The 17,580-nt window shown below is 71.7% G+C and carries 18 protein-coding genes and 1 riboswitch; of the genes, 10 read left to right on the top strand and 8 right to left on the bottom strand.

The genetic code is table 11. From position 1 onward, the window contains the following. Positions 1–168: 168 nt before the first annotated feature. The 3 genes from ACFQ87_RS12415 to ACFQ87_RS12425 form a co-directional block, all read right to left on the bottom strand. Positions 169–1,230: a prenyltransferase gene (locus ACFQ87_RS12415; protein WP_380610628.1), complete on the bottom strand. Its 1,062-nt coding sequence runs from the start codon at positions 1,228–1,230 to the stop codon at positions 169–171. Then, complete coding sequence (locus ACFQ87_RS12420; protein WP_380610629.1) at positions 1,227–1,976, bottom strand: class I SAM-dependent methyltransferase; 750 nt, start codon at positions 1,974–1,976, stop codon at positions 1,227–1,229. Before ACFQ87_RS12420 ends, ACFQ87_RS12415 begins: the two co-directional genes overlap by 4 nt. 139 nt (positions 1,977–2,115) lie before the next feature. Then, complete coding sequence (locus tag ACFQ87_RS12425; protein WP_380610631.1) at positions 2,116–3,426, bottom strand: glycosyltransferase family 4 protein; 1,311 nt, start codon at positions 3,424–3,426, stop codon at positions 2,116–2,118. A gap of 272 nt (positions 3,427–3,698) precedes the next feature. Between ACFQ87_RS12425 and ACFQ87_RS12430 the strand changes: the two genes are divergently transcribed. The 7 genes from ACFQ87_RS12430 to ACFQ87_RS12460 all read left to right on the top strand — a co-directional run bounded on the left by ACFQ87_RS12430 (position 3,699) and on the right by ACFQ87_RS12460 (position 11,254). Further along, positions 3,699–4,298, top strand: coding sequence for a TetR family transcriptional regulator (locus ACFQ87_RS12430; protein WP_380610632.1), 600 nt, complete (start codon positions 3,699–3,701; stop codon positions 4,296–4,298). A 102-nt stretch (positions 4,299–4,400) separates the two neighbouring features. Beyond that, positions 4,401–4,485: riboswitch (cobalamin riboswitch) on the top strand. Between the two features lie 108 nt (positions 4,486–4,593). Next, the gene (locus ACFQ87_RS12435) at positions 4,594–5,898 is read left to right on the top strand and encodes a prenyltransferase/squalene oxidase repeat-containing protein (protein ID WP_380610634.1); all 1,305 of its coding nucleotides are present in this window, start codon (positions 4,594–4,596) and stop codon (positions 5,896–5,898) included. Next, positions 5,898–6,608, top strand: a complete 711-nt coding sequence (locus ACFQ87_RS12440; protein ID WP_380610635.1) for an SCO2322 family protein — start codon at positions 5,898–5,900, stop codon at positions 6,606–6,608. Before ACFQ87_RS12435 ends, ACFQ87_RS12440 begins: the two co-directional genes overlap by 1 nt. A gap of 55 nt (positions 6,609–6,663) precedes the next feature. Further along, on the top strand, positions 6,664–7,770 hold the full coding sequence (locus ACFQ87_RS12445; RefSeq protein ID WP_380610636.1) for an energy-coupling factor transporter transmembrane protein EcfT: 1,107 nt from the start codon (positions 6,664–6,666) through the stop codon (positions 7,768–7,770). After that, positions 7,767–9,368 carry an ABC transporter ATP-binding protein gene (locus ACFQ87_RS12450; protein WP_380610637.1) on the top strand — a complete coding sequence of 534 codons (1,602 nt, stop codon included), beginning with the start codon at positions 7,767–7,769 and terminating at the stop codon, positions 9,366–9,368. The genes ACFQ87_RS12445 and ACFQ87_RS12450 overlap by 4 nt, the downstream gene beginning before the upstream one ends. Then, the gene (locus tag ACFQ87_RS12455) at positions 9,365–10,204 is read left to right on the top strand and encodes an ECF transporter S component (RefSeq protein ID WP_380610638.1); all 840 of its coding nucleotides are present in this window, start codon (positions 9,365–9,367) and stop codon (positions 10,202–10,204) included. The genes ACFQ87_RS12450 and ACFQ87_RS12455 overlap by 4 nt, the downstream gene beginning before the upstream one ends. A gap of 63 nt (positions 10,205–10,267) precedes the next feature. Beyond that, positions 10,268–11,254 (top strand): RICIN domain-containing protein, encoded by a 987-nt coding sequence (locus ACFQ87_RS12460; RefSeq protein ID WP_380610639.1) that lies wholly within the window; start codon positions 10,268–10,270, stop codon positions 11,252–11,254. On the opposite strand, the gene ACFQ87_RS12465 is transcribed toward ACFQ87_RS12460, so the two are convergent. From ACFQ87_RS12465 to ACFQ87_RS12480, 4 genes are all read right to left on the bottom strand, one after another. Continuing rightward, positions 11,227–12,042 (bottom strand): helix-turn-helix domain-containing protein, encoded by an 816-nt coding sequence (locus tag ACFQ87_RS12465; protein WP_380610640.1) that lies wholly within the window; start codon positions 12,040–12,042, stop codon positions 11,227–11,229. The genes ACFQ87_RS12460 and ACFQ87_RS12465 overlap by 28 nt on opposite strands. A gap of 224 nt (positions 12,043–12,266) precedes the next feature. After that, positions 12,267–13,355 (bottom strand): methyltransferase domain-containing protein, encoded by a 1,089-nt coding sequence (locus ACFQ87_RS12470; protein ID WP_380610641.1) that lies wholly within the window; start codon positions 13,353–13,355, stop codon positions 12,267–12,269. Between the two features lie 13 nt (positions 13,356–13,368). Next, the gene (locus ACFQ87_RS12475; protein WP_380610642.1) at positions 13,369–13,521 is read right to left on the bottom strand and encodes a hypothetical protein; all 153 of its coding nucleotides are present in this window, start codon (positions 13,519–13,521) and stop codon (positions 13,369–13,371) included. A gap of 386 nt (positions 13,522–13,907) precedes the next feature. Next, complete coding sequence (locus tag ACFQ87_RS12480) at positions 13,908–14,066, bottom strand: hypothetical protein (protein WP_380610643.1); 159 nt, start codon at positions 14,064–14,066, stop codon at positions 13,908–13,910. Positions 14,067–14,328: 262 nt separating this feature from the next. Here ACFQ87_RS12480 and ACFQ87_RS12485 point away from each other — a divergent pair, with 262 nt between their 5' ends. The 3 genes from ACFQ87_RS12485 to ACFQ87_RS12495 are packed head-to-tail and all read left to right on the top strand — an operon-like array spanning position 14,329 to position 16,801. Continuing rightward, the gene (locus ACFQ87_RS12485) at positions 14,329–15,543 is read left to right on the top strand and encodes a helix-turn-helix domain-containing protein (RefSeq protein ID WP_380610645.1); all 1,215 of its coding nucleotides are present in this window, start codon (positions 14,329–14,331) and stop codon (positions 15,541–15,543) included. Positions 15,544–15,570: 27 nt separating this feature from the next. After that, positions 15,571–16,044 carry an NUDIX domain-containing protein gene (locus ACFQ87_RS12490; RefSeq protein ID WP_380610646.1) on the top strand — a complete coding sequence of 158 codons (474 nt, stop codon included), beginning with the start codon at positions 15,571–15,573 and terminating at the stop codon, positions 16,042–16,044. Positions 16,045–16,102: 58 nt separating this feature from the next. Continuing rightward, a complete protein-coding gene (locus ACFQ87_RS12495) occupies positions 16,103–16,801 on the top strand; it encodes a pentapeptide repeat-containing protein (RefSeq protein ID WP_380610647.1) in 699 nt (232 codons plus the stop codon). Positions 16,802–16,993: 192 nt separating this feature from the next. On the opposite strand, the gene ACFQ87_RS12500 is transcribed toward ACFQ87_RS12495, so the two are convergent. Next, positions 16,994–17,329, bottom strand: coding sequence for a putative quinol monooxygenase (locus ACFQ87_RS12500; protein WP_380610648.1), 336 nt, complete (start codon positions 17,327–17,329; stop codon positions 16,994–16,996). Between the last annotated feature and the right edge of the window lie 251 nt (positions 17,330–17,580).

The raw sequence follows: 17,580 nt of genomic DNA on the forward strand, positions 1-17,580 counted from the left end.
CGCAGTTGAAGAAGACCCCCCGTTTTTGGCTGCCACCCCCCCGGCCCCCCGAGACCCTCTGACCCCAACCGCGGGGGGAGGGGGGGGGGGGGGGCCCCCCCCCCCCCCCCCCCTTCCGCGTTCACGCCCTCGGCTGACGACCTCGGCAGCAGTCCTCAGCCGGCGCCCTCAGCAGCAGTCCTGGACCACCAGCCCGGCCGGCAGCTGGTCCCCGCCGAAGACCGTGACCGTCGCCGGGTCCCCGCCGAGCGCGGCCACCGCGAGCAGCAGCGCCCCGGCCGTCCAGGTGGTGCGCTCCTCGGGCCAGATCGCGTCGTCCTCGAAGACGTACCCGGTCCAGTACGAGCCGTCCTCGTGCCGCAGGTGCTTCTGGATCCAGCGCAGGATGTCCACCGCGCGGTCGGACTGCCCGATCGCCCAGAGCGCGAGGGCCAGTTCGGCGCTCTCGCCGCCGGTCACCCACGGGCGGTCGCTGACGCAGCGCACGCCGAGGCCGGGGACGACGAAGCGGTCCCAGTCCCGCTCGATCCGGGCCACCGCCGCGTCGCCGCGCAGGCCGGTGCCGAGCACCGGGTAGTACCAGTCCATCGAGTAGCGGCCCTTGTCGAGGAACCGCTCGGGGTGGTGGGTGATGGCGTGCCGCAGCCGCCCGGCCGCGAGCTCCCAGTCGGGCTGGGGCTCCTCCAGGTAGTCGGCGACGGCCAGGCCGCAGCGCAGCGCGTGCAGGATGCTGGACGAGCCGGTGAGCAGCGCCTCGTCGGTGGCGGCGCCGTCCTCGTCGACCCGCCAGGCGATCGGGCCGCCGGGCAGCCGCAGGCCGACGATGAAGTCCAGCGCCCGCCGGACCACCGGCCAGATCCACTCCAGGAAGGCGTCGTCGCCGGTGCTGAGGTGGTGGTGCCAGACCCCGACCGCGATGTACGCGCAGAAGTTGCTCTCCTTGGCGCGGTCGGTGACCACGCCGTCGGTGTAGGCGGCGTACCAGGAGCCGTCCGGGTTCTGCTGGGCGGCGAGCCAGCGGTAGGCGGCCTCGGCGGCGGCGTGCTCGCCGGCGGTGTCGAGGGCCATCGCGGCCTCGGTGTGGTCCCAGGGGTCGAGGTGGTGGCCGGCGAACCACGGTATGGCGCCGTCGGGGCGCTGCTCGGCCAGGATGCTGCGGACGGTGCCGGCCGCCTGCTCGGCGTCCAGCACCCCGTCGAGCAGCAGCACCTCGGGGACGGCGGCGGTCATGCGCCCGCCCGGCCGGACTCGGCGCGGTTGGGCTTGGAGGCGTACGCCACGAAGCTCTTGCCGATGACCGGGTTGAGCGCCTTCTCGGCGGCCTTGGTGAGGGTGCTGATCACCGGGGTGCCGACGATGTCCCAGACCAGCAGCTGGTGGTACGCCTTGACCGGCAGCGCCTTGTCGTTGTCCACGCCGACCGCGCACTTGATCCACCAGTACGGCGAGTGGAGCGCGTGCGCGTGGTGGGTGCCGTACGGCTCCAGGCCGGCGTCCTTGAGCTTGCCGAGCAGCTCGTCGCCCCGGTAGATCCGGATGTGGCCGCCCTCGACCTCGTGGTACTCGTCGGACAGCGCCCAGCAGATCTTCTCCGGCAGCCAGCGCGGCACGGTGACGGCGAGCAGGCCGCCCGGCTTGAGGACCCGGAACATCTCGTTGAGCACGCCCTTGTCATCGGGTATGTGCTCCATCACCTCGGAGATGATGATCTTGTCGAAGTACTCGTCCTCGAACGGCAGCGCCAGCGCGTTGCCCTCCATCGCGACGGCCGAGGCGCCCTCGGGGGCCTCACCGGCCAGCTCCATCGCGGCGAACCACTTCTTGACCTCGGCGATCTCCTCGGCGTTCTGGTCGAGGGCGATCACGTTGGCGCCGCGGCGGTAGCACTCGAACGCGTGCCGGCCCCCGCCGCAGCCCAGGTCGAGCACCCGGTCGCCGGGGGCGAGCGGGAAGCGCGAGAAATCGACGGTCAGCACTGCAGGGCTCCCATTCCTATTGCTACCAAGCATTCTTGACGCTTCGTCGGACCCCTCGCCCGGCGTCCCGGGGCGCGTCGCTCAAGAGCACGTCGCTCAGGAGAACGTCACTCAGGGCACGTCACTCAGGGCACGTCGCTCAGGGCACGTACCGCCAGCCGGGCCCGGAGCGGGCCCGGGCACCGACGCCGGTGGCGATCGCCGCGCGGTACGCCTCGGCGGTCAGCTCGGCGGCCCGCTCCCAGGTGAACCGGGCCAGTACCCGCTCCCGCCCGGCCGCGCCGAGTTCGGCGCGCAGCCGCGGGTCGTCCAGCAGCCGGCCGAGCGCGGCGGCCAGCGCGTCCGCCTCCCCCGGCGGCACGGCCAGACAGGTCTCGCCGTCCGGCCCGGCCACCTCGGGGATCGCGCCGCCGGTGGTGGCGACCAGCGGGGTGCCGGTGGCCATCGCCTCCGCGGCGGGCAGCGAGAAACCCTCGTACAGCGACGGGACGCAGGCCACCTCGGCCGAGCGGTACAGGTCGACCAGCTCCTCGTCGCTCAGGCCGGTGCGGAACTCGATGTGCTCCGCCAGCCCGAAGCGGCGCACCGCCTCGGCCACCGGCCCGTCGTCCTTCTGCGGCTTGCCGACCACCACCAGGTGCGCGTCGCGCTCGGTGCGGACCTTGGCCAGCGCCTCGACCAGGAAGACCAGGCCCTTGAGCGGCACGTCCGCGCTGGAGGTGGTGACGATCCGGCCGGGGACCCGCTCGACCTCCGCCGAGGGCGACCAGAGCCGGGTGTCGGCGCCGATCGGGACCACCGAGATCGCGCCGGGGGCGGCGCCCAGGTGCTCGGCGATCTCGCGCTGCGAGGAGCCGGAGACGGTGATCACGTGGTCCAGCCGGGCGGCGACCCGGCGCTGCATCCGGGTGAAGGCGTACCAGCGACGCAGCGACAGCCGCTTCAGCCGGGTGGTGGCGGCGTCCAGCTCCAACTGCCGGTCCACGGTGATCGGGTGGTGGACCGTGGTGACCAGCGGGAAGCCGTGCCGGGCCAGGCCCAGCAGGCCGTAGCCGAGGGTCTGGTTGTCGTGCACCACGTCGTAGCGGCCCTTGTGCCGGGCCAGGTACTGGCGGGCGCGCAGCGAGAAGGTGAGCGGCTCGGGGAAGCCGCCGGTGCGCATGGTGGCGAACTCCAGCACGTCCACCGGCCCCCGGAACTCGCCGCGGGCGGGCGTGCGGAAGGGGTCGTCGGCGCGGTAGAGGTCCAGGCTGGGCAGCTCGACCAGGCGCACCGAACCGGGCCCCTCGACCTCGTCCAGTACGGGGTAGGGCTGGGCGCCGATCACGTCCACGTGGTGGCCGAGCCTGGCCAGCTCACGGGAGAGGTGCCGTACGTACACGCCCTGACCGCCGCAGAACGGGTCCCCGCGGTATGACAGCAGGGCAATCCGCAGCGGCTGCGCGGTCATCCTCGGCCCTCATCTCTGGCTGCTATCGGTGCTATTGGTGCTGCCGGTCGCTAAAGTAGATCAGGTTTCAGTGGCTGTGGAACTCTTCATCGACCGTGTGAACAATGAGAGACCTCGAAGATACCGGCCCGTAGCTTTCGCTCAGGAGCCAGGGTTGGTGATTCCCGCCACGCCGGCCCGACCGACCGCGGGTCGACTTCGTGTCGACCTTTCTGGAGCACGCCGCCACCCACGCGCCCCCGGGAGCAGCCTTGCCGTCGCCGACCACGTCCGTGAGCCCCACCCCCGCGTCCTCCGGCGAGCCGCCGCTGACCGCGCGCCAGGCCGAGCGACGCCGCCGGATCCTGCGCGCCGCCACCGCGCTGGCCGCCCGCGGCGGGTACGAGGCGGTGCAGATGCGGGAGGTCGCGGAGAGCGCGCAGGTCGCCCTCGGGACGCTGTACCGGTACTTCCCCTCCAAGGTCCACCTGCTGGTCGCGGTCATGCTGGAGCAGCTGCAGGGCCTCCAGGAGCACATCCGGCGGCACCCGCCGACCGACCAGGAGCCGGCCCTGCGGGTCGCCGACGCGCTCACCCGTGCCTTCCACGCGCTGCAGCGCGAACCGCTGCTGGCCGAGGCGATGGTCCGCTCGATGTGCTTCGCCGACCGCTCGGTCGCGGCCGTGGTGGACCGGATCAGCGCCGCCACCGGACAGCTCATCCTGGATGCGATCGGCCAGTCCGCGCCGCCCAGCGAGGGCCAGCGGGCGGCCGTCCGGGTGATCGAGCACACCTGGCACTCGGCCCTGGTCGCCTGGCTCTCCGGGCGCGCCTCGATCGCCGAGGTGCGGGCCGACCTCCACACGGCCGCCCGGCTGCTGACGCTGACCTGAGCCCTCGTGGATTGGAACCTGTTCCTGCTGCCGAGGGCTCGTCCGGCCCGGCCCGGCGGCTAGAGTCGACGGGCAGCACAACTCCATCCCGCTCCTCCCCCGGGGGAAGCCGGTGCGAATCCGGCGCTGACCCCGCAACCGTGAGCCCGGCGGCCGCACCACGCGGCCCGGACGAGTCGGAGCACCCGGGGAGGGGCGAGCGGCAAGACCGGGCGTGCCCCGCCCGGCACCCGTCGAGGACTACGGAACGGCCCCGCCCGGGCCACCACCGCTCACCGAAAGGCACACCCGCACCATGCTGAACGCCGCCCGACTGGGCGCCGCCGCCCTGTCCGCCGCGCTGCTCGCCGGCGTCGCCGCCGGACCGGCCCTCGCCGACAGCCCCTCGCCCTCCGACGGCCCGGCCACTCCGGCGGCCCCCGCCGCTCCGGCCACTCCGGCGGCCCCGGCCGTCCCGGACGGCCTCTACGGCAAGAGCGACCCGACGTACGACGGCGTCTGGCGGCAGTCGCTGGCGCTGACCGCGCTGTCGGCGGCCAAGGTCACCCCGGCCGACTCCGCCGTCGCGTGGCTCACCGGTCAGCAATGCGACGACGGCGGCTGGCCCTCCTACCGGGCGGCCGGCGCGGCCTGCGACGCCAAGACCGAGGACAGCAACGCCACCGCCGTCGCCATCCAGGCACTGGTGGCCCTCGGCGGGCACCAGCCGGCCGTCGACAAGGGCGTGCAGTGGCTCAAGGCCAACCAGAACGCCGACGGCAGCTGGCCCTACAACCCCGGCAACCCCGGCGACGCCAACTCCACCGGCCTGGCCGTCAACGCGCTGTTCGCGGCCAGGACCGACCCGGCGAGCATCGCCAAGGCGGGCAGCGGGGGCGCGGCCGGCAAGAACGCCTTCGACGGTCTCGCCCGCTTCCAGCTCGGCTGCACCGCCCCCGCCGACCAGCGCGGCGCCTTCGCCTTCCAGCCGGACCCGGCCGCCGGCACCCTCGCCCCCAACACCCTGGCCACCGCCCAGGCCGCGCTCGCCGCCGCCGGCGGGCACCTGCCGGTCACCGCCTCGGTGCGCGCCGACTCGGCGCCCAAGCCCCTCGCCTGCGCCGACGGCTCCGCGCCCGCCACCGTCCCGCACGCCGAGGCCGGCGAGGCCGTCGGTGCCTACCTCAACGCCCAGCTGTCGGCGGGCGGCGAGCACCTCACCCTCACCACGCCGGGCGCCGAACCCAAGCCCGACTACACCGCGACCGCCTGGGCCGCGCTCGCCCTCACCCAGAGCGGCCACCCCGACGAGGCCACCGGCGCCGTGAGCTGGCTTGAGGGACAGGGCGCCACCTGGACCAAGAACGGCACCGACGCCGCCGCCACCGCCACCCTCCTCCTGGTCACCCAGGCCGCCCACCGCGACACCGCCGACCTCACCGGCCAGCTCACCGCCCTCGGCCCGGCCCCCAAGGGCCACGCCGCCTCGGCGGACGCCACCCCGGTGAAGAAGAAGAGCGAAGGCATGGGCCAGTTCTGGCTGATCATCGTCGGCCTGCTCGTCGGCGTCGGCGGCGGCCTGCTGCTCAGCCTCCAGCGCAAGCGCAACCCCAACCTCTGATGCGCTCGGTGGTTCACGGCCTCCCGGCGGTCGGGCGGCGGCCGCTGGCCGTCCTCCTCCCGCTGATCGGAACGCTGCTGCTGGTCGCCGGCGCCGCGCCCGCGCAGGCCGCCTCCGGATACCGGTACTGGTCGTTCTGGCGCGGGGCCGACGGCGGGGCGTGGACGTACCAGCAGCAGGGGCCCGCGATCGCCGTGCCGCCGGACGGCGCGGTCGACGGCTGGCGGTTCGCCGTCAGCCCCGACGGCGGGCAGGACGCCGCGAAGCCCCGCGCGCAGGCGCACTTCGACGAGATCTGCGCGAACACCCCCACCCAGGACGGCCGCAAGCGGGTGGCCGTCGTACTGGACTTCGGCACCGCCGAGGACGCCGGGGCCTCCGCCGCGCAGCCGCCCGAGCAGCGGAACGCCTGCGCCAGCGTCGCGCCGCACGCCAGCTCGGCCGAGGTGCTGGCCGCCGTCGCACCGCCGCTGCGGTACGACACCAACGGGCTGCTGTGCGCCATCGCCGGCTACCCGAAGGCGGGGTGCGCCGAGCAGTTGGGCGCGGCCGCCGCACAGCCGGGCAGCAGCGCCAAGGCAGCCCGGCAGAGCGGCGGTGACGGCGCCGGCAGCGGCGGCCCGGACATCGGCCTGGTCGCGGGCGGCGCGCTGGTCGCCGTCCTCACCGGGGGCGCCGTCCGGCAGGCTCGCCGCCGCCGCAACCCCTGACCACGCCGCCCGGCCCCGGCCTAGTCTCCTGCCCCCGTCTCCCAGGACAGATTCCTTGAGCAGCACCGCCCGCCGCACCCGACCGCCCACCGGCCCCCGCCAACTGCACCCCGGGGCCTGGTGGTTGTGGGCGCTCGGGCTGGGCGCGGCGGCGACCCGCACCACCAACCCGGCGATCCTGCTGCTGCTCGCCGCGACCGCCGGTTACGTGGTCGCGGCGCGGCGCGGCGATGCGCCCTGGTCCCGCTCGTACGGGGCGTTCCTGCGGCTCGGCCTGCTGGTGCTGGGCATCCGCCTGGTCTTCGCCGTCCTGCTCGGCTCGCCGATCCCCGGCACCCACGTGCTGCTCACCCTGCCCGAAGTCCCGCTCCCCGCCTGGGCGCAGGGCGTGCGGATCGGCGGGCGGGTCACCGTCGAGGGCCTGCTCGCCGCACTGTACGACGGGCTGCGGCTGGCCACTCTGCTGGTCTGCGTCGGCGCCGCCAACTCCCTCGCCAGTCCGGCCCGTCTGCTGCGCGCCCTGCCCGGCGCACTCTACGAGGCGGGCGTGGCCGTGGTGGTGGCGATGACCTTCGCGCCGAACCTGGTCGCCGACGTCCGCCGACTGCGCGCCGCCCGGCGCCTGCGCGGCCGCTCCGACAAGGGCATCGCGGCCGTGCTGAGCGTCGGACTCCCTGTCCTGGAGGGCGCGTTGGAGCGGTCCATCGCCCTCGCGGCGGCGATGGACACCCGAGGCTTCGGCCGCACCGCCGACGTCCCGCGCCCGCTCGCCCGGGCCACCGCCGCGCTCACCCTGGCCGGACTGCTCGGGGTCTGCCTGGCCGCGTACGGGCTGCTCACCGCCGGAGGCGCCGGCTGGGCGCTGCCCGTCCTCCTGCTCGGCCTGGCCGCCGCCTTCGCCGGGCTGCTTCTCGGCAACCGACGATCCGCCAGAACCCGTTACCGGCCGGATCCCTGGGCCCTGCCGGAGTGGCTGACCGCGGGCTCCGGCGCCGCCGTGGCGGCCCTCACCACCTACCTGGCCACCCAGGACCCGGCCGCCTTCGCCCCCACCGTCGTCCCGCCGACCGTCCCCGAGCTGCCACTGGCCGCCGTCCTGGCCGTACTCCTCGGCCTGGTACCGGCGTTCGCCGCCCCGACCCCGCCCCGGAGGGCTTCGTGATCACCTTCGAGCAGGTCTCCGTACGGTACGCGGACTCCGCAGCGCCCGCGCTGAACGACGTCGACCTCACCGTCCCGGAGGGCGAACTCTGCCTGCTGGTCGGCCCGTCGGGCTCCGGCAAGTCCACCCTGCTGGGGACGGTCAGCGGGCTGGTGCCGCACTTCACCGGCGGCGTGCTGCACGGCCGGGTCACCGTCGGTGGCCGGGACACCCGCGAGCACCGTCCGCGCGACCTCGCCGACCTGGTCGGCACCGTCGGCCAGGACCCGTCGGCGCAGTTCGTCACCGACACCGTGGAGGACGAACTCGCCTACGGCATGGAGTCCTTGGGCCTGCCGAGCGACGTCATGCGGCGCCGCGTCGAGGAGACCCTCGACCTGCTCGGCCTCGCCGACCTGCGCGACCGGGCACTGGGCTCGCTCTCCGGCGGCCAGCAGCAGCGCGTCGCGATCGGCTCGGTGCTCACCGTCCACCCGCGCGTGCTGGTCCTGGACGAGCCCACCTCGGCCCTCGACCCGGGCGCGGCCGAGGAGGTGCTCGCCGTCCTCCAGCGGCTGGTGCACGACCTCGGCACCACCGTGCTGATGGCCGAACACCGGCTGGAACGGGTCGTCCAGTACGCCGACCAGGTGCTGCTGCTGACCCCGGGCGCGCCCCCGGTGCTGGGCGAACCGGCCGAGGTGATGGCGCAATCGCCGGTGCACCCGCCGGTGGTCGGCCTCGGCCGGCTCGCGGGCTGGCGGCCGCTGCCGCTGTCCGTGCGCGACGCGCGCCGCAAGGCGGCGTCGTTGCGTACCGAGCTGGACGGTCGGGTGCCCGCCGCGGGCGCCGTCTCGGGTGGTGCGCCGATCGCCGTCTGCGACCGCCTCGCCGTCCGACGCGGCCCGGTGCAGGCCCTGCGCGGGGTGGACCTCGCGCTGCGCCCCGGCGAGATCACCGCCCTGATGGGCCGCAACGGCGCCGGCAAGTCCACCCTGCTCGGCAGCCTGGTCGGCCTGCACGCCCCCGCCTCCGGCAGCGTCACCGTCGGCGGCCGCACCCCGCACCGCACCCGCCCCGCCGAACTGATCCGCCAGGTCGGCCTGGTCCCCCAGGACCCGCGCGACCTCCTGTACGGCGAGAGCGTCACCGCCGAATGCGCCGCCGCGGACGCGGACGCGGGTGCTGCCGCGGGTTCGTGTCGCGCCCTGGTCGAACGCCTGCTGCCCGGCATCGCCGACACCACCCACCCCCGCGACCTCTCCGAGGGCCAGCGCCTCACCCTCGCCCTCGCCGTCGTCCTCACCGCCCGGCCCCCGCTGCTGCTCCTGGACGAGCCGACCCGCGGCCTGGACTACGCGGCCAAGGCCCGGCTGGTGGAGATCCTGCGCGGGCTCGCGGCCGAGGGCCACGCCGTCCTGCTGGCCACCCACGACGTCGAGCTGGCCGCCGAACTGGCCCACCGGACGGTGATCCTGGCCGAGGGCGAGATCGTCGCGGACGGCCCGACGGCGGAGGTGGTGGTCTCCTCGCCGGCCTTCGCGCCGCAGGTCTCCAAGGTGCTGGCGCCCGGGCCGTGGCTCACCGTCCAGCAGGTCGCGGAGGCGCTGAGCGCATGAGCAGCCGTCCTGTTCCGCTCGGGCGCCGGTCGATTGCGGCGCTGATGCTGGTTTCGTTCGTCGGCGTGACGGCCTTCGGCTGGCCGCTGCTCGCCTCGACCAAGTCGGCGCTGGTGGGGCACTCCGCGGACGCGCCTTGGCTGTTCGCGCTGTTGCTGCCGTTGTTGCTCGCCGTCGTGATCGCCCAGATCTCCGAGGGGCGGTCGGCGGGTGGCGGGGCACCGGGGCTGGACGCCAAGTCCGTAGCGCTGCTGGGTGTGTTGGCGGCAGCCGGCGCGGCCCTGCGGCCGCTCGGCGCGGGGACGGCGGGGCTGGAGCCGATGTTCTTCCTGATGGTGCTGTCGGGGCGGGTGCTGGGGCCCGGCTTCGGCTTCGTCCTCGGCTCGCTGTCGATGTTCGCCTCCGCGCTGCTCACGGGTGGGGTCGGGCCATGGCTGCCGTTCCAGATGCTCGCGATGGGGTGGGTCTGCCTCGGCGCGGGGCTGCTGCCCGGTTCCGCCACCTTGCGCGGCCGCCGCGAACTGCTGCTGCTGGCGGTCTACGGCGCCCTGTCTGCCGTTCTGTACGGCACGATCATGAACCTCCAGGGCTGGCCGTACATCGGTGGAATGGCCGGCTCCATCTCCTTCGTCCCCGGCGACCCGCTGCCCGCCAACCTGGTCCGCTTCGCCGCCTACTGCCTGACCACGTCACTGGGTTGGGACCTGCCGCGCGCGGCGCTCACGGTCGTCCTGTGCCTCACCCTCGGCACGCCCGTACTGCGCGCGCTGCGCCGCACCACGCGGCGTGCGGCCTTCGACGCGCCGGTCACCTTCCGCCCGCCGCCAGCCGGGTGAACCGCCGTTTCCTCGCGCGCCGTACGCCTTCTTCCCTCCTGTTCGTCCACGATCATCACGACCGTGATCCGAACCCTCGCCCGCACCACCACCATCGCCACGACGGCGCTCACCCTCGCCGTCGCTCTCGCCTCCCCCGCCGCCGCCGTCACCTTCATCGGCCGCGATGTGCCCACCACCGTCACCATCGCCCCCGGCCAGACCGGCGCGGTGCCGTGGACGTACCAGAACACCGGCGGAGCCGGCCTGCTCCCGTCCTCCGGCATGACGGCAGTCTTCACCGCCCCCGGCAACACCACCTTTCCCGCCCAGGCCACCATCCCCACCGAATACAGCGGCGACGGCACGTCCTGGACCGGCAACAACGTCGGCCTGCGCAACTGCACCCTCAGCAACGGAAACCGCACCCTCACCTGCGAGGGCTACGGCCGCAACGGCGGCAACAGCGGCTGGCCGTCCAACGGCTACTTCCGCTTCTCCCCGCAGGTCACCGTCGACCCGTACGCGCCGGAGGACACCGCCCTTCCCCGGGGCACCGGCAGCTTCCGCTACACCGACCCCAACAACGGGACGCTGTACACCATCGACAACGGCACCCTCAACGTCCGTACACCGCCTCGAACCTCGACCGCCAAGTGCCTGGACGTCGGCAACACCCGCAACAACGCCGACTACGTGCGGGTCTGGGACTGCCTGAACCACACCAACCAGCGCTTCGTCCTGGACGGCGGGCGGGTGAAGGTCGCCGACACGGTCGGTACGGCGCAGGAGATGTGCCTCGACGCCGACTACACGGGCGAGAACGGCGACAGCGTACGGATCTGGGCCTGCGAGTACTCCCAGGCCGCCCACGCCAACCAGACCTGGCTGCTGCGCGAGGGGTCGTTCGTCCTGCAGCGGACCGTCGGGACCGCCGACGAGATGTGCATCGACGTCGGCTCGGACCGTAACAACGGCGACAACGTCTCCCTGTACACCTGCGGCGCTGCCAACTCCAACCAGAAGTTCGTGGTCGAAAACGGCTACATCAAGGTCCGCGACACCCTCTGACAGGCGACGCACGCCTGCCCGGCGATCGCGACGGGCCGCCCGCACATCCCGTCCCGCCCGGGACACTCATGCCGGCGCGGCCCGTCGTCGCCCCATCGCCCGACCGGAACCGGCGGCACCTTGCTGATCCGCGCCGCCACGATCGCCCCCACGCTGTGCGTGACTCGTTCCGGCAACGGTGCCGCCAGAATCCCCGCCAGCGCCTCCCGGCTCCACCCACCCGCGAGCAACCCCTCAACTCGCTGGGCCTGGTCGGTCAACGGCTTCCCCGCCAACGCCATGCGCGGCTCCCGGCGCCCAAGTTCGAGCAGCAGGGACATCCCGGCCGACAACTTCTCGGACGGAGGGACGGAAGGGACTTCCACTTCCTTGACCCTCAGTTCCTTGGAAGGGCTTCCCGCGATCCCGCCGCCCGCCACCCCAGCTCCAGGCGACCCGGCGGCCGGAGACACGGGAACCGGCGGCACCGTATGAACGGCTTTGCCCGCCACCGGCACCTCATGCACCGAAACAACCGTCCGCACCTGCCCCGTCAGGGGATCCCGAATCGTCCGCCGGACGTAGTGCCCAGCCGCCTCCAACTCCCGCAACGCCCGCGCGACGGTCGTCCGCCCCTCAAAGCTCTTCGCCGCGAGCGTGCGGACATCCTCGCGTGCCCCGTCCGGCAGGCTGAGCAGGTAGCCCAGGAGCCCTCGGGCCGCCCAACTCAGCGAGTGCTTACGGACGACATGCCCGTTGTCCAGGATCGTGTACCCGGGAGAGTGCTGCGGGATACGATGAATCTGCATTCGGGAGCCTTTCACTCCTGGTGCCATACCCCGGGGTGTTGGCGCACCGCCGGGGCTCACTGTTTGCGAGGCACTCAACCAAGTGCCCGCGCCGCAATGTTCACCCTAAGTCAGGGATGAACCGTCAAACTTTGATCCACATCACCCATTCGGGCGGCGCACGCGCAAACAACCCAGCGCGCCCCGGGCTCCACGAGTCCGGGGCGCGCCTCGCAACCGCACTGTCAGCCGATCACGTGGTCCGGCTCGTCCAACCACACCCGCTGCTCGCCCGCGACGGTGCCCGTCAGACCGAACCGGTCAAGACCCGGAGCGCCCTGGCGTTGCCACCAGGCGTGGGCGGCGGTCACCTCGTCCCACAGGTTGCGGGGACCCGCCTGGGAGACGGCGTGCTTGCCATCCCAGTCGGCGAGGCGACAGTGGGCGTACGATACGCCGTCCCAGACCTCGAACCGGCCGGTGCCGAGCCGGTCGTAGTCGATCGAGACCTCCTGCCGAAACAGGCCCGGCAGCCGCAGTCCGATCGCGAACGCGGCGTCCGTGTGCTCGGCCACAGTCGCCGGGTCGAACTTGGACGGACCGTGCCGGACTTCCTCGATCTCGAACTCGCCACTCCCGGGGCGCTGGTCCCGCACCCACATGAAGGCAACGTCCTCGACGAACGGGCCGCTCGCGGAGCGGCCGTCCTCGGCGACGGTGAGTTTCAGCAGCCCGCCGTTGCAGAACGCCGTGCCGTACGGGACCACGATGATGCCGCCGGGTGCCGTCTGCTCGATCAGCCCGCCGGGGACACGTTGCACGGCAGCAGTGACGTGCACCCGGTCGTACGGCGCACCGACTGGGTGGCCGAGCGTTCCGTCACCTACAACGGTCGTTACCGGCAAGCGATTTGCGACCAGTCGGCACCGCGCGTCCTCGGAGAGGTCACGGTCCAGCTCGACGGTGGTGACGTTCTGCATCCCGAGCCGGTGAGCCAGCAGCGCCGCCGTCCAGCCCGTTCCGGTGCCGATGTCCAGCACCCGCGTGCCGTCGGCGACTTCGAGGTGCCGGAGCATCTGGGCCACGACGGTAGGCATCGAGCTGGACGAGGAGGGCGTGGTGCCGTCCTCGTCCAGCCGGGTCACGAGCGGGAGATCGGATCCGACCAACTCGTACCACTGGACGGGCTGTTCGGTCCGGTCGATCCACTCACCGTGGTGGCGGATCCGGTCCGGAACGAACAACCGGCGCGGCACGGCTCGAAACGCCGGCTCCCAGTCGGCCGACAGCGCCTCTGACTTCCGGAGGTCGTCGACCAAGGTGTCCCAGTCCATGTGACTGCCCTCCTCAGGGCTTCGACGGCTTGGGCAGGTTGGTGGGCGACGCGTCCCGCTTGCCGTCGTGCGGCGCGGTGTCCGGCTTCCCGGAGTGGCCACCGCCCTTTCCTCCGCCCGACTTACCGGGACCGTCAGCGCCGGGACCTCCGCCGTGCTTGCCCATGTGCTGCTCCTCTCAATGCTGTTGCGTATCTGTGGTCACCGGTCGGCCGGCCTGGGGGTCTGCCGCCGCTCGGGTTGCGGCGGCGGGGGTGCCGGGGTGCTCATATCGGTGTCTCCCTTGTTCCAGGCTGCGCCAGGAGCATCGCCGTGAGCACGACCGCGCCCGCGACCGATACCGCGCAGGCGGCGAGGAGCGATTGGCGCCCGCCGCTTGTCGGGTCATGCGTCACGGATGTGCGCTCTCGTGATGTCTGCGCATCAGAACTCGGGCGTCGACGGCGGCGGAGTAGTCGAATCGCGCAACCGATTCCGCCTCGTGGAGATCCAGTTCGGCGCACCGCTCACAACCCTCGACCGGCAACGGAGCTACACCCTGCCGGACGGAGATCAGTTCCACCGGGACCACCGGTTCATCTCACGCACCCGGGCTTCCAGCCCCTCACGACGAACCCGGTACCACTCGCCGTACGCGTCGTCGAACCGCACGAAGGCCCGGACGAAGCCGTCGTCGTCCCGCAGCCACTCCCCCGCGACCTCATCGCGCACACGATGAACCCGGGCTGCCGGATCCCAGCGGATGCCATACCCGTGCGTGGACCTCGGTTCCAGCTCCCGAACCGTCGACGCCCCCGCACTCACACGCCCGTTTCGATGAGCCATGACGCTACCCTTCGTTGCAACTCACCTATCCGCCAGACACTCTCGGCTGACGACATGACGAACGCTAAAGGGATGACTTGAGGGGAAGGCGGAAAATCCTTCCGGGGTAGGCAATCGAAGTGCTGCCAGGCTGAGGAGCATGCGTGAGATGACTGAGATGCTGACCATCGGCGAGCGCGTTGCCTGGTATCGCCGTCGACGAGGTATGTCTCAGGAGGTTCTGGCAGGCCAGGTCGGACGAACTGCCGATTGGTTGAGCAAAGCCGAAAATGGCAGGATCGAACTCGACCGCCTTTCAGTCATCAAATTGCTCGCCAACGCCCTTGGCGTGCAACTCAGCGACCTATTAGCAGAACCGTCAGAGCTCAGCTCGATCCTCGGAGCCCCTCACAACCTAGCTGCGCTCCGCGAGGCTCTCACGGACTACAAGCAGGTGTCGCCACTCCTGGCCGCCGACACCACCGACGAGAAGCCCGACCTCAAGATCCTGCGCGCAGCAGTCGGCTCCGCCTGGTCCGCCTACCAGGACGCCAAGTACTCCCGAGCAACCCGGCTCATTCCCGACATCCTCACCCAGGCCCATCGTGCTGTACGAATGCACGAAGGCAATCAACAACTGCAGGCCAAAGCGCTGCTGGCCATGGCCTACCAAGGCGCGGCGATGGTTTTGACGAAGATAGGCGAAGCCGATCTCGCATGGGTCGCGGCCGACCGTGGACTATCGGCTGCCCAGGAATCGGACAACATGGCTGCCACCTGTTCGTTGTTCCGTTCGGTCACACATTGCCTGCTAGCCAACGGGCGCCTCACGGCAGCAGAAGAACTCGTCACAAGCGCGGCATCTAGTCTGAAGGTCACACTGGACAACACAGATCCCGCCCACCTATCGGTGTACGGCACCCTGTTCCTCGTCGGCTCGACGGCCGCAGCGAGGTCCGAGGATCGGAACACCGTGCGCGAGTTCCTTGCCGAAGCGGACAGGGTCGCACAGCGCCTCGGCCGAGACGCCAACCACATGTGGACAGCCTTCGGACCCACCAATGTGGCCATCCATCGGGTCTCGACCGCCATGGAGCTGGGCGACGTCCAGCTCGCCGCCGATCAGGGCCCGCGCGTGGACTCCTCCGCATTGCCCCTTGAGCGCCGCATTCGACACTCACTCGAGATCGCCCGAGCCTTCAGCGCGCAGAACCGCATGGATGAGGCGCTCGCTCTTGTGCTGGACGCCGAGGAACTAGCCCCCGAACAAATCCGCTACCACTTCATCCCCAGGCAACTGGTGACCGGCTGGGTCCGCCAACAGCGAGGCCGTCCAAGCTACCTTCTTGCGGGCGTCGCGCACCGGCTCGGGATCGTCGGGTGATGACCACCGGCGGCTACAGTCATCGCCATGAACAACTCCCAGTTCAACGAGGTCGTGGCTCAGCCGCGCTCCGCAGCCGGCGTGCTGTTCTTCGACGGGGACGACCGCGTACTCCTCGTGAAGCCGACCTACAAACCCGGTTGGGAGATCCCCGGCGGCTACCTGCACGCGGGCGAGACCCCAAGCGCGGGAGCGGCCCGGGAAGTCAAGGAGGAACTCGGCATCACGCCGCCGATCGGCCCCCTCCTGGTCGCCGACTGGGCACCCCACCCCACCGAGGGCGACAAACTCCTCTTCGTCTTCGACGGCGGAGTCCTCCCGTCCGGTCTGCTCAACCAGATCGCTGTCGACCAGGTCGAGATCAGCGAACACGCCTTCCACTCCCGCGACCAGCTCGACGCACTCCTCGTCCCGCGTCTGGCCCGCCGAGTCCACGCTGCCTGCACCGCCCGGGCCCGCACCGAGACCGTCTATCTGGAGCACGGCGTTCCCCGCACGTGACCCCGCTTGCCCGCGCTTCCCGGTGCGGGCTCGGCCCCACTGAGAGCGAGCACGCACCATGACCAGCCGTACCTTCGGTCGCATCAGCGTCACCCTGCCGGATCTGGCCGACGGCTATCTCTCCAACGTGGCCTCTCTGGAAGGCGGCCGGGGCACCGTCCAGGACTTCAACTACGCCGACACCGACCTGCGGGACCTCGACCTCGCGAACGCCCGTCTCCTCACTGGCCGGATCACCAACCTGCACGCGTCCCGCGTACGCCTCATCGAAGTACGTATCGACTCGGTCGAGTTCAACGGCTGCGACCTCGGCAATCTTCAGTGGGTCGACAGCAAGTTGTCGCGCGTGGTCTTCAGAAACTGCAAGCTCATGGCCAGCAATATCAGCGGCCTCACCCTCGACAACGTGCTGTTCGACAACTGCAAGCTGGACTACTCCACGTTCGAGAAGGTCCGCGCCACAGGTCCGCTCGCCTTCGCTCGCTGCGTTCTCACCGAGTCGACGTTCACCGGATGCGACCTCACCGCCAGCGTCTTCAACGACTGCACACTGCGAGACACCGAATTCGGCCGTGGCACCTACAAGGCGACCGACCTGCGCGGCAACGATCTCACCGCCCTCCGAGGCATCGGCAACCTCACGAAGGTCGTCATCGACCGCGCCCAGCAGATCGAGCTGACACAAGCTCTCATGACGGAGCTGGACGTGACCTTTGGGGACGACCTGGACGAAACCGAGCCCCGGAGGGCGCTATGAGCCTCCAGATCGCGTTTACCTCCCGCACCGCTCTCAAAGCTCGTACCCAAGTAGCCGGCGTCCGAACGGTGCAAGGCGACAGCCGTTTCGAGGACGGAGTTCTGTAGCGATCACGGCATCGGGTCGACCGCCGCCACAGCCACAAACCGTGCGCCTCGGCCGCCCGGCCGGGGCCACGGAGCCATGCGAGGGTCAGAGCAGGCCCTTGGCCCCGTCGCCGGCGGGGAAGGGCTCCATGGCCGCGATGTCGAGGGGCTCGGCGAGTGCGTCGCCGATGGCGGCGGCGATGGCGGCCAGGGGGGCGCCGGAGCCGTGGGCGTCCAGGGTGGCCTGGTCGACCCACTTCTCGACCACGGTGACGCGGTCGGTGCCGGCGTGGACGGCGTAGAGCTCGCAGCCGTCCTCGGTGTGGATGGCGGGGGTGTGCTGCTCGAAGGCGGCCAGGACTTCGTCGCGGCGGCCGGGCTTGGTCTTGATCGTGGCGATGACAACGGGCATGTGGATCTCCAATGGTGTCGAGATGATCATGTTATCCACGTTGGTCCGCGGGAACGCGTGACAGGCAGCGCACACCACGAGGCGCTCAATCGCCCACCAAGAAGGCATTGTTGAGCGGGATCATCCTCATGTCAGGCCCCGAGGTGGCCGCGGGCCCGGTCCAAAAGTGCGGTAAGCGGGTCGTGGACGTACGCGGCACCGGACTGCTGGTCGGCTTCCGGACGGCGGGCCTCTCACATGCCCCCGAAAAAAGTTTCCGGTCGACCTGCAACCCCCGGCAG

It is taken from the genome of Kitasatospora sp. NPDC056531, from assembly GCF_042794375.1.
Taxonomy (GTDB): domain Bacteria; phylum Actinomycetota; class Actinomycetes; order Streptomycetales; family Streptomycetaceae; genus Kitasatospora.